The sequence below is a fragment of the Gaoshiqia sediminis genome (assembly GCF_025907915.1).
In the GTDB taxonomy this organism is placed as follows: Bacteria; Bacteroidota; Bacteroidia; order Bacteroidales; family Prolixibacteraceae; genus Gaoshiqia; species Gaoshiqia sediminis.
Genome location: NZ_JAPAAF010000059.1, coordinates 1 through 13,201 on the forward strand (window position 1 = coordinate 1; position 13,201 = coordinate 13,201).

Genomic DNA, 13,201 nt, shown 5'->3' on the forward strand with positions numbered 1-13,201 from the left:
GATCACCTGTTAGATCAAATCCGCCATGATGGCTAAGATCGTAAAAGGAAGAAGCTTCAGCGGGGTGGTCAATTACGTCCTTGACCCGGAAAAGCGGGCAGAACTTCTGGACAGCCAGGGACTGAGAACCAAAAGCGGGCAAAGCATCATCGAAAGCTTCCGGCTTCAAACACAGCTGAATCAGCGCATCCAAAAACCGGTCGGGCACATTTCCCTCGACTTCTCGCCGAAAGACAAAGAGAAACTAACCGGTAAAATCATGGTTCAAATTGCCGGAGCCTATATGAAAGGGATGGGAATCGAAAACACCCAATACCTGCTGGTCCGGCACTACGACAAAGAACACCCGCATGTTCACCTGGTATTCAACCGGGTTGACAACGACGGTAAAACCATCCCGGACAGGAATGACCGCTACCGGAGCGAGAAGATCTGCAAAGACCTGACCCGCCGGTTCAACTTGTACTTCGCCACCGGAAAAGAGCAGGTAAAGACCCACCGGCTTCGCGAACCTGACAAAACCAGGTACAGCATATACGGGACGCTGAAAATAGCCCTTCCGGATTGTAAAAGTTGGGATGATGTAATTGAACGACTGAAACAGGAAGAAATCACCGTTGAGTTTAAGCTGAAGGGGAAAACTGCCGAGGTGCAGGGAGTGGTATTCGGCAAAAACGGCTACAGCTTCAGCGGCTCAAAGGTTGACCGCCGGTTCAGTTTCTCAAAAATTACGGGACAGCTGGAACGGAACCGGGAAAAACTGACACCAACGCAAGATAACCGGTACCTGTTTGAGCGGAAGGAAAGCCCGGTTTTGGGCAACTGCCTGGGAAGCCTGGTCCGGGCTGTTGACAGGCAAAATGAACGGGAGAGACAGCAGGAGCGGAGACTTCCGGCCAATCGACCAAAACGCCGCAAGGGAAGAAGAATATAAGCAGGCCCGAGGAAACAGTATAAACAGAAAGAAACAGTAACGATGACTACCAATGCCGTAATCCATGAAATGTTTGAGGAATTGAAATGCAAACTCCAAGCGATGGAAGACAAGCTTGATTCCCGGACAGAAATAAATGACCAGTCAAAAGAAGACAAAGAAAAACAAGGGCAGCAAAACCGGCAGTCGGCAGAACGCATTCTTCGGCAGATAGCCGGCCACCTGGAAGCCATCCAGCGGGAAAAAGGTTCGCTAAGAGCCGACATGAAAGATCTGAAAGCCCGTTTCAACTTGAAGCTGGACAAACACCGGGAGATCCAGCATCAACAATACAGATTGAAAACAACGCGAAGGACAACTATCCAGAGCTTTATCCTGTTGACCTGTTTTCTGGTTGGATCAGTCCTGATAAACATCTGCCAGTCAGAGAAAATCAGCCGGATGAGGGAGAATGATTGGAAGTACCGGTATATCCGAATGAATCAGGGGATTTCTAAAGATCAACTGGAAAAGCTTGAGCAAGCATTTTCGGAATTTCATTGAACTGCCGGAAAATCTATTACCTTTGAATTCTTAGATAAATGTAAACTTTTCATTCGAACTAACTATTTCCATCTGTCGTTGAATACGCGAATTCACCATATTGACAGCGTTTTAATTGATCAACTTCAACAAGGGGACAAACAAGCGTTTAAAGCCCTCTTTGATAAGTATGCCGTCCGGTTGTATCAGTTTTCGTTAAAGTATCTGCGGGAAAAAGAAGATGCCGAGGATTTGCTGAACGAAGTTTTTTTGAAAATATGGGAAAACAGACAAAACCTCAGGTCCGACTTGTCTTTTCAATCCTATCTTTTCACAATAGCCTACAACAATATCCGCCAGCGTTTCTTGAAGAGAAGCCGGGAAGAGAAATATATCCAGGTTTTTGCGGAGGAATATATTATTACTTCAACAAAAGACGAGGATCAACTGGACTATCAGTTGTTTGTGGAAAAATTTAATAAGATCATTGATTTACTCCCAGCACGAAGAAAGGAAATCTTTATCCTTAGTTACAAGAAGGAAAAAAAGAATCGTGAAATCGCAGAGCAACTTGGGATAAGTGAACAGTTCGTAAAAAAGCAATTATCCATCGCACGGAAGTTCATTACCGATAAAATGAAGGAAAACAACGACTTGCCCGGATTATTATTCTTCTACCTATTTGCCGGACAAACGGTGGAATAAAATTTTTCAGAAAAAAATTCATTTTGAGGGCTACGTTTTTCGGTCTTGTTGATATTACTTATAAACAGACTCAGAAAAGATGGCGATCAACCGGAGGCATATCGATAAAGTCTATGGTCAGAAATTTAGTCTTCTTGACCAAAAGATGCTCGAAAAATATTTTGAGGACAACGACTTAAATGAAGAAGCCAAACAGGTAGTTAAAGCACAATGGGAACAGTTTCATCCCGAGAAGGATACTCCCCAAAACTTAGACCACGTGTTCCACAAACTTTATTATGCAATAAGCAATTATTCGGGACCTTCCTCAAAAAGTATAAAATTGAATTTCCGAATCGTTCAAATTGCTGCAATTCTAGTAGTTGGTATTCTCATTGCTGCCAGCTTATACCTAACTCGCCGGCACGTGCCAACTGTTGAAAACCAACAAGTCGAATTTATATCAACTTCAGGATTTCGGAACCATTTCAAATTACCCGACGGAACCTCCGGATGGCTTGGCGCAGACTCTGAAGTTAAATACCATCTGGACCAAAAAAATCAACGGATCGTCAGTTTAAACGGACTTGCCTTTTTCGATGTTGTACACAATAATTCTCCTTTCATTGTTAAAACTCCCAAAAACCTGAATATCGAAGTTAAAGGTACTCGCTTCAATGTTTCAGCCTATAGCAGCGATCCGTCATGCGAAGTGGTTTTGGAGAAAGGTAGCGTATGGTTGTCCAACAACCGCGGGCTGAAAGAGGAAATGACTCCCAATGATCGCGTTGTCTTTCATCCGGAAATGAATAAGCTTGAGAAATCGAAGGTAAATACCTACGACTTTCTCGCTTGGATTGACGGGAAGCTGGTCATGAAAGATGTTCCGCTAAAAGAAGCCTGCCTGAAATTAAGCCGTTTTTACAACGTGGAGATTGAGGTCAATGCAACCGGTATAGAAAGGGAAAAAGTGAGACTGGTGCTGGAAGATGAATCACTCGATGATGCGCTAAAACTGCTCTCAGTAATTGCTCCTGTCAGTTGTCGGATACAGGAACGAAAAGCGCAGAACAACGATAGTTATTCAAAAAGGAAAGTATTCATCACAAACAAGCAGCCTATGTAAATTGTAAAAAAAAACGGGAAAGCACCTCCAATGCCTTCCCGCAAATCAGTAAAGTCTATTGATCGTTTTAACATTACTAATTTCCAAATTTATGAAAAAAAATCACAAGTATGGGGCATGGTATGATCATGCTTTTAAAAAAACGTTTTTGATTATGAGACTCGTTCTTGTTATATCCTTAGTTTGTATCATGCAAACTTTTGCATTGGATTCATACACTCAGAACTCCAAAATTTCACTTTCGGTAAGAGATTTGAAACTGGAGGATATTATTATGCAAATTGAAAGCGGAACAAAGTACCGTTTTGCTTACAACCGGAATGAAATTGATGTTGACAAAAACTATTCGGTTAGCATTAAAGAAGCTGAAATAAAGGAGGTTCTGGATCAATTGTTTTCCGATCAAGGAATTAATTACGTTATTATTGACAGGCAAATCATTCTATCGGCTGAGGAAGATCCATTTATTTCCAAACAAAACCACACGGTTTCCGGTCGTGTAATTGACTCCATGGGGATGCCGATGCCAGGTGTAACGGTTGTCATCAAAGGCTCCACTAAAGGGACTATTACTGATCTGGACGGAAAATACAGCTTGGCCGATGTATCCGTTAATGCAACATTGCAATTTTCATTTGTTGGAATGAGGATGCAGGAAATACAGGCTGCTGACGAAAGTATCATCAATGTTACAATGGTCGAAGAAACTGTTGGGATTGAAGAGGTGGTAGCTGTTGGTTACGGTACACAAAGAAAAGAAACGCTGACAGGTTCGATATCAAAGGTCGATGGAGATGAACTAGCAAGAAGTCAAACAATTAACCTTTCGAGTAGTTTGGCGGGTAAACTTCCGGGCTTAATCGTAAACCAGCGTACTGGTACGCCCGGAGCTGAAAGCCTTGACATTACGATCCGTGGAACAGGTACGTTTAATAATAATTCTCCGCTTGTCGTTGTTGATGGGGTGCCGCGTGACAATATTCTGGAACGGATTAATCCAGAAGATATTGAGAGTGTAACTATATTGAAAGATGCCTCGGCAGCTATCTATGGGGCCCGTGCGGCCAATGGTGTAATCCTGGTAACCACAAAAGAAGGGGCGCAGAGTAAGCCCACGTTTAACTTGTCATACAGTTATGGCATTAACAATCCAACAAAGGTTCCGGATATGATGGATGCAGTATTATTTGCTCAAGTATTCAATGAAACACAGTATTACCTGCAAGGCCGGCCTGATATGAGTAATTATGCGCCCTTCTTTTCGGATGAGGCCATTCAGAAATTCCGCGACGGTTCTGACCCCATTTTATACCCCAATACCAATTGGCCGGAGGTATCTTTAAAGAAAAATCCGTCACAGCAAAGGATAAACTTCCAGGCAAGCGGAGGATCAGAAAACATCCGGTACCTGCTCTCCTTCGGAACATCAGACCAAGGAGGCAATTATGTAAATCAGCCATACAGTTACAAGAAGTATAATGCGAGGGCAAGGGTTGACGTTGATTTAACAAAGAATTTAACAGTTGGTGCCAACATGAGTGCTATTCTCGAAGAACGGTCAGAAGCAAATGGTACCGACTTTGTTACCATATTGCAAGCCAATCCAACGCTGGTGGCAGTTTATCCCAATGGGTTAATTGCGCCTGGTCGATTTGGTAATAATCCACTCCTATCAAACCGTCGGGGGTACAATAAATGGAAGAATGATCCCATAAATACTACATTCACGGCCTCATATAAAGTTCCATTCGTGGAGGGCCTGACACTGGATGCTTCTTATAATTATGATTTGAGAAACCAATTTCAGAAGGTTTTTTCTAAACCGCACGAATATCACGAGTATAACGTTCAAACCGGGGAATATGATCCCAAAACAAATAATATCCCGATCTCGGTAGAGGATACCTATAGCAGGTGGACAACTGCTTTATCAAATTTCAGAATATCTTACAAAACGACAATCAAAGAAGATCACAATGTTTCGGCTATGGTGGGAACAGAACAACAGAAACAGACTTACAGTTATGCAATGGCCTACCGAAAGAATTTTGTAAGCCCAGCTATTCCGCAGATCAATGCAGGAAGTACAAAACCTGAAGATTTAAATAACGGCGGTAGCGCTTCGGAAAACGCCTACAATAACTTTTTTGGCCGTGTGAATTATAATTTTAAATCCAAGTACCTGCTTGAATTTGTATTTCGTTACGACGGTTCACAGATTTTTCCGGAAGGAAAACGTTATGGATTTTTCCCTGCGGTTTCTGGAGGATGGAGAATATCGGAAGAAGACTTTATGGCTAATATGAAGTTCATAGACGAGTTAAAACTTAGGGGCTCTTATGGCGAATTGGGTAACGATCGTGTTCCTGCGTATCAATACTTGCAGGCTTTCCAATTCGGTAACAATTTTGTTTTTGGCGGCGGCGATGTTCCGGGCATATATTCAAGCACATTGCCCAACCCTAATATTACCTGGGAGGTTAGTAAGAAACTTGACTTTGGAATGGATGCTATCTTATGGAACAGATTGCTGGGCGTAGAAGTAACTGTATTCAATGAAAAAAGATCAAATATCCTGCTTCAGCGCAATCTTTCGATAGGTCAAGTGTTCGGTTTTCCTGCATTGCCTGACCAAAATATCGGCGAGGTGGAGAATCATGGATTTGAGGTCGTACTTACTCATCAAAATACTATTGGAGATCTTACATATTCTGTAAATGGAAATGTCTCTTTTGCAAGGAGTAAAATAATTTTTATGGATGAAACACCTCCAACTGAGTCCTACCAGACAAATACAGGACATCCTCTTGGTTCAGACCTTTATTACAAGTCTGACGGGATTTTTAACACGCAGGAAGAGCTGGATAGTTACCCACATGGTGCAGGTTCCCAAGTGGGAGACATTAAGGTGCTTGACTTGAATGGTGACAAGATAATTAATGGAGATGATCGGTACCGGGCTAGTAATTCTCCACAGCCTGAATATGTGTTTGGTTTGACCGCAAATCTACAATACAAGGGTTTCGACCTATCATTATTTTTCCAGGGACAAACCAATGCTTGGACCTATGACGGTACTGTCGACGAGTTCGGTCAGGAGGATCTTGACAACGGGCTTGTTTATAGGGCAACCAACCGTTGGACCATTAGCAACCAGGAAGGTGCTACCATGCCCCGATCCAATGATTGGCAACCGGGGACTACGGACTTCTTCCTGTATGATGCGACTTTTTTCAGGCTTAAAAACGCTGAATTAGGTTACACTCTACCAGCCAGCATCTTATCCAAGACAGGGATTAATGATGTTCGTGTATTTGTCAATGGTGTGAATTTACTTACCTGGGCTAAAGAAATTACGTGGAGAGATCCGGAAATGTCAGGCGGTTTTACACAGTATCCGCCACTACGAATTTTAAGTTTTGGTGTTAATGTGAAATTTTAAATGGTTGAAAATATGAAAGCTATTAAAAGAATATTACCTATAGTAATACTTATACTATTCAGTGTTTCCTGTGAGAAAAAAATTCTGGATATTTCGCCCCAGGACAGGATTGCCGAAGATGCTGTATGGAATGATGCAAAACTTATACAAGCGTATCATTCCGAGCTTTACAATTCAGAAGTTCATGGTTTTTACATCCACATGTATTCAAAATATACGGATGAAGCCTATAACAGCGCTCCCTGTTGCGGGGCCAACCTCTTAAAACTTAACACCTATAATCCAGACAATATTACACAGGCAGGCGGAGATGCTGCCGGGTTCTGGGCTTCGGGAAGTGGATATTTGTATTACTGGGATCGTGGATATGAGTATATCCGCAAAATCAATGTTTTCCTGGAAAAAATAAAAGAGATCACCGTTGATTTGCCTGATAAAGACATATTGGTTGCAGAAGCCAAATTTCTGAGGGCATTCATCTATTTCAATCTTGTTGAAAGGTTTGGCGGCGTTCCCATCGTCAAGGAGTCTTATGAACTTGATGCCGCAGACCAAGTGCAATTTATGAGAAGTTCCTTTGATGACTGTGTGAATTTCATTGCAGATGACTTGAACGAAGCTATGCCTGACTTGCCGGACCAATATCAGTCAACTGATACCAACTACGGAAGGGCTACAGGCGATGCTTGCAAGGCACTGCTCTCCCGGTTATACCTTTATGCCGCTTCTCCACTGTTTAATCCTTCTCATGACATGAGCAAGTGGCAGATGGCTGCTGATGCAGCCGAAGCCCTTTTAAACAGCGGCTACTCGCTGTATCCTGATTACCAGAAACTCTTTGAACTGTCACAGGGGGATGCGCAAGACGAGGTCATTTTTTCAAGAGGTTTTACTTCTTCTAACGGCCACAACGTAGGCCCTGATAATTTAAACCGGCGTTTTGAGGCCAACGGAGGATGGTGGGGAAGCAACGGGCCTACCGGTAATTTGGTTGACGCTTATGACATGATCAACGGAGAACCACCATTTTTGGCAGACGGGTCTGTTAATCCTGCTTCAGGTTATGATCCAAAAAATCCTTGGGATAACCGTGATCCCAGGTTAGAGGCTACTATTATTCATGACGGATCAGTATTCCGCCCTGATTTAACCCCAGGCCATCCGACTTTTGAAATGTGGATCGCAGAAGATGGTTCTTCATGGGGATATGATTCTTATAAAAACACAGGAGACAATCCCCGGACAAATACGGTGCTCAAAAAGTTTATGCCCGAAGAAGGCCCCATTAACCGGCAAACGCCCGCCACAAACCAATGGCCGTTTTTCCGGCTGGCGGAGATATACCTGAATTATGCAGAAGCAAAGTTTGAGCTGGGTGATGAAACTACGGCAAGAGAATATGTAAATAAAGTAAGACAAAGGGCAAGCGTAAACCTACCTGACATTCCAGAGTCGGTTACCGGAGAGGATCTGAAGAGAAGGATTTATAACGAACGCAGAATTGAACTGGCATTTGAAAGCCACCGGTTCTTTGATGTCAGACGTTGGAAAATTGCCAACCAGGTAGAGAATACCAAAATTTATACGTACGATATTTATAAAAATCTAACGACAGGGGCAAAGAGGTATGAAAAGGTAGTCTTGTTAGATAAGTCAGAAACATTCAAAGATCATCAGTCTCTTCTTCCTATTGCACAGGATGAGATTCTGCGTACCGGGCTGACGCAAACGGATGGTTATTAGTTATTATCCGGTTGTTTAGCAAGTTCAAATGAACTAATTTAAATTTACTGAACAAGGAATCTGGTCAGACGTGGTTTTGAGTCTTAAATGCATGTTAAAATCAGTCTGGCCAGTTTCTTTATGTCGAATATTTATATTTACTGAACAAAGTATACTATTTATGTACAAGCAAAATGTTTTTTTTAGATTTGGTCAAAATGTTTGGATATTTCTCATTGGATTATCATTATTATCAGCTTGTAGATATGGTAATACTGAGAAATACACATTGGAGGCAGAATCTGCCCAACTTGTTGGAAAGGCTTTAAAAATAGTTGAAAACGAGGCGGGGGGAGGGTATTTTATCCGTTTAACAAAATCAAGTGACGGTGTAAAATTCACTGGATTATCAGCCGCAAGCAAACTGGCAATTCGTTATGCAACAGAAGATGTAGGTACTATTAGTATTGCAGTAAACAACGAGCCGGTGCAAAAGGTGAATGTTCATTCATCCGGATCCTTCGAAAGCTCTTTTCTTAACGCGATTATTGATTTAGAGATTCCTGACAACGCTGAGCTGACGATTAGCATGGAAACTGGTGATGTCGCCATAACGATCGATCGGATAACTGTTGGCAACGGAGACCTGGGATTGCCACCGGATATTTGGAACTTGCCACCGTTACCGGTTGCCAGCGGCCCGTATTTGCCTGACTGGAAAGAAATCAGCCAACGATACACAGTTCCGGAGTGGTGGCGTGAGGCCAAATTAGGTGCCTGGTCTCATTGGGATCCACAATCTATGCCCGAACAAGGTGACTGGTATGCTAAATGGATGTATGTTGAGGGTAGTCCTCATTATGAACACCATCTTGAGCATTTTGGTCATCCATCTGAATATGGTTACAAAGATATCTGCCACAATTGGGAAATTAACCAATGGAATCCCAATGAGTTGATGGATTTGTATGTAGAAATGGGGGCACGTTACTTTATGGCAATGGGCGTCCACCATGATAATTTCGACTGTTATGATTCAAAATATCAGCCTTGGAACTCTGTGAACATGGGGCCGAAGGTGGATATAGTCGGTACATGGGAAAAAATTGCACGCGAACACGGGATGCGTTTTGGCATTGGTTTTCACAACACACCTGCCCGTACCTGGGGACAGTTTATGCCGGTACGCTATACCAGCGACAGAACAGGACCGATGCAAGGTGTCCCTTATGATGCATTGCAAACAGTTCTGGACGGGAAGGGGAAGTGGTGGGAACGAATGGATCCGGTAGACTTATATGGACCGGTTCATGACAAAAAAGATCCACTGCTTTCGCCATTTGCCAATCAGTTCATGTGGCGGGTCGATGACGCCATCACAAAGTATCGTCCTGATGTTATTTATTTTGACGAACATGCTGGCGATTCACAAATGGACTTAGGTGTGAGGATGGGATTAGGATTCCTGGCCCCACAATTAATAGCAAATTACTACAATAAGGCCGTGGAGTGGAATGATGGTGAAACGGATGTTGTGGTTAACCTCAAAGGAGTAGGTGGTCGGTGGAACAGTTTTCAAAACGACCCTGATCTACTTCCTCACGTTGATCGTTCACTTGTTAAAAGTACCGAGGAGCACATTGAACCGGAGATTATGGCATATCCATTCCAAACCGAATCCTGTATAGCTGTCTGGCATTACAAAACCGGGCAGGAATACAAGGATGCAAAAAATATAATAAACTCACTGATGGAGAATGTCTGCCGCAATGGTACAATGTTGCTTGACCTTACGCAGCGTGGTCGCGGCAATCTAGACCCCGAAGTAGTTCGTATAGCAAAAGATGTTGGTGCATGGATGAAGGTTAACGGGGAGGCTATTTATGGATCCCGCCCATTTGAAGTTTATGGAGAGGGTAACGTTCGCTATACGCGTAGAAATGGCAATGTTTATGCCACTATTTTTGATTGGAGCAACGATCCATTAATACTTAGGTCCCTGCATAGCAATAGTGCAACAATTGGTAAAATTTCAAAAGTCGAGCTTATCGGGTCTAATCTTACCTTTAAGTTTGTTCAGGACGATAAGGGACTAACGATAACGCCAAATCAGCCAGTGGAACCATTGCCGGAGATTACTGATCAATCGTTGGCATCAGGCTATCGGGTACTGCGAATCACTCACGATAAGGGATGGATTAACGATGACGACCCCGGCACAGAAGCCCGAGGAGGGTGGCTTCGTTGTTGCAATTTAGGCACTGGCGACTTTAATAATGACATTACATTCAGCGAGACTCCAGGTGATATGTGGAGTTGTTCATTCACAGGTAGTGGTGTCTCTGTAATTGCACCTAAAGAACCGGGAGCCGGAAAGATCGAGATTCAGATTGATGGAAAATCACTTGCAACAATTGATCTGTCAATTCAGGGCAAACGCCAAGCACAACAAATTGTATATGAGGTAAACGGTTTAACCCCGGGCGAGCATCATCTTAAAGTTGTCAACCTTGGTTTTGGAGCAGTGGCAATAGATGCAATAGTGGTTCAATAATTATATTTTGGTGACTTTCTTTTCCTCAAGTTTTGAAATAGTTTATCAAACAATATAATAACTACTCCTATAGATTATGAAGTGTTTCATATTTTAAAATTAAAATTCATTGGAAAAACAAATAAAATTTAGAAACCCAGTTATACAGATTAATAAGAAGAGTTTAATGACTGCTCTTTTTCTGGTTTTAACGTTGGCAACATTCTCTCAGCAGGCAACAGTTCAGTCGCCAAATAATAAAGTTAGTGTAGCTTTATTATGCCAGCAAAATAGAGAAATCGGCAACTGGTTTCTTCAGGTATATTATTGTGGAGAAGGTAAAACTTCAGAAGTCATTTCAAGAATCGATTTGGGAATCTCCCGCGAAGATCAGGATTTTTCTAAAGAACTTAAATTTTTAAAGGTAGGGAAACCGCTTTTTATTAATGAACAATACATAATGCCGCACGGAAAACGTTCTGAATGCAAGAACTCCGCAAATGAACTGGTAATTTGTTTTGAAAATCCATCAAAAGCTAAATTCAATTTGATTATCCGGGCTTATAATGATGGTGTTGCATTTCGGTATGAATTTCCAGAAAAAGAAGGGAAATTTATGGTTAAAGAAGAGCTAACCGCCTATTCGATCACCGACAGTACAAAACGTTGGCTGCAAAAATACGATTATGGAGGTGAAAGTCTTTATGACAGTATGAATGATGCCGGTATTCAGCAAAACTGGGGTTATCCGGCTCTTTTTAATTCAAATAATAATTCATGCTGGTATCTTATCCACGAATCTGATATCCACCGAAGTTATAGTGCGACAAAGCTGAGCAATATTGACAAAGCGTCAAGTTATAAAGTTGAATTTCCAGATGCAATAGAAGGAGCAGGTAGTGTATTGCCAACAATTTCGTTACCATGGAAATCGCCTTGGCGGGTGATTATTTTGGGGAGCCTTGCTGATATTGTAGAATCTACATTGGTCGATGATGTTTCTACCCCTTCTACTTTAACGAATTCCGATTGGATTAAGCCTGGCGTTGCATCTTGGAATTATTGGTCACATAACCATGGAACAAAAGATTTTAAGGTTGTTTGTGAGTTTGCTGATTTAGCTGCTGAAATGGAATGGCCGTACACGCTTCTTGACTGGGAGTGGGACCAAATGGGAAATGGCGGAAATCTGGAAGATGCATTAAAGTACATTCATTCAATTGGAGTGAAACCTTTAATGTGGTATAATTCGGGAGCATCTAAATGGGTGCCGAATACACCCCGCGACCGGATGCTTACTCACAAAAGTAGGGTTGAAGAGTTTGCGAAACTTGAAAAGCTTGGAGTTGCCGGCGTGAAAGTTGATTTTTTCTTATCAGGGACACAGGATATGATAAAGTTTTACCTCGATATTTTAGAAGATGCTGCCCAATATAATATTATGGTAAATTTTCATGGATGTATTGTTCCTCGTGGATGGCAAAGAACTTATCCGCATTTGATGTCTTACGAAGCGGTTAGAGGCGCAGAATGGTATAACAACGGGCCAGAATTTACAACATCAGCACCAATTCATAACAACACTCTTCCATACACGCGAAATGTAGTTGGTTCTATGGATTATACACCGGTTACCTTTACCAATTCGCAATACCCACATATCACTTCTTACGGGCACGAATTAGCGTTGAGCGTAGTATTTGAGTCAGGTATTCGACACATGGCCGATCGACCTGAAGGATTTTATGAATTACCTGATGAACCAAAGACATTTCTAAAAGAAGTACCAAGTGCCTGGGACGATACAAAATTATTGGATGGATATCCGGGAAGTTTTACAGTTATTGCAAGAAGAAAGGGTACTGATTGGTACATTGGAGGAATCAATGCCGAAACAAGGGAAAAGAACAAAAAACTGACCTTTGGCTTCTTACCCGAAGGAACAAAATACAAGCTAACGTTAATTGCCGACGGGAAGCACGATAAAGAATTTTCAATCCGACATTTGGTTGTCGACAAAAATTCAGAAATTGAGGTGAAAATGCTCCGTCGCGGAGGATTTGCGGCCAGTTTAAAACCGATTAACTAACTTTTTATTCATTGTTTATGAAGTTATTAAAATCTTTCAGTTTAAAAGGAACAATCATATTGATGGTGATTTCCTTATTTGTAGGGAATTTATCGGCCCAACAATATCCGTATCAAAACCCAAATCTCAGTTTTGAAGAACGTGCCGAA

8 protein-coding genes are annotated in these 13,201 nt (G+C 42.1%); all 8 read left to right on the forward strand.

Going from position 1 to position 13,201, the window contains the following annotated elements; genetic code table 11:
- The first annotated feature begins 25 nt into the window (after nt 1–25).
- The 8 genes from N2K84_RS19270 (at nt 26) to N2K84_RS19305 (ending at nt 13,052) form a co-directional block, all read left to right on the forward strand.
- Complete coding sequence (locus tag N2K84_RS19270) at nt 26–934, forward strand: relaxase/mobilization nuclease domain-containing protein (RefSeq protein ID WP_282593472.1); 909 nt, start codon at nt 26–28, stop codon at nt 932–934.
- A gap of 42 nt (nt 935–976) precedes the next feature.
- Nucleotides 977–1,477, forward strand: a complete 501-nt coding sequence (locus N2K84_RS19275; protein ID WP_282593473.1) for a hypothetical protein — start codon at nt 977–979, stop codon at nt 1,475–1,477.
- A gap of 78 nt (nt 1,478–1,555) precedes the next feature.
- Nucleotides 1,556–2,161: an RNA polymerase sigma factor gene (locus N2K84_RS19280; RefSeq protein ID WP_282593474.1), complete on the forward strand. Its 606-nt coding sequence runs from the start codon at nt 1,556–1,558 to the stop codon at nt 2,159–2,161.
- Nucleotides 2,162–2,240: 79 nt separating this feature from the next.
- Nucleotides 2,241–3,266 (forward strand): FecR family protein, encoded by a 1,026-nt coding sequence (locus tag N2K84_RS19285; protein ID WP_282593475.1) that lies wholly within the window; start codon nt 2,241–2,243, stop codon nt 3,264–3,266.
- A 91-nt stretch (nt 3,267–3,357) separates the two neighbouring features.
- Nucleotides 3,358–6,708: a TonB-dependent receptor gene (locus N2K84_RS19290; RefSeq protein WP_282593476.1), complete on the forward strand. Its 3,351-nt coding sequence runs from the start codon at nt 3,358–3,360 to the stop codon at nt 6,706–6,708.
- Nucleotides 6,709–6,720: 12 nt separating this feature from the next.
- On the forward strand, nt 6,721–8,451 hold the full coding sequence (locus N2K84_RS19295; RefSeq protein WP_282593477.1) for a RagB/SusD family nutrient uptake outer membrane protein: 1,731 nt from the start codon (nt 6,721–6,723) through the stop codon (nt 8,449–8,451).
- A gap of 160 nt (nt 8,452–8,611) precedes the next feature.
- Complete coding sequence (locus N2K84_RS19300) at nt 8,612–10,984, forward strand: alpha-L-fucosidase (protein ID WP_282593478.1); 2,373 nt, start codon at nt 8,612–8,614, stop codon at nt 10,982–10,984.
- 109 nt (nt 10,985–11,093) lie between these two features.
- The gene (locus tag N2K84_RS19305) at nt 11,094–13,052 is read left to right on the forward strand and encodes a glycoside hydrolase family 97 protein (protein ID WP_282593479.1); all 1,959 of its coding nucleotides are present in this window, start codon (nt 11,094–11,096) and stop codon (nt 13,050–13,052) included.
- The last annotated feature ends 149 nt before the right edge of the window (nt 13,053–13,201 follow it).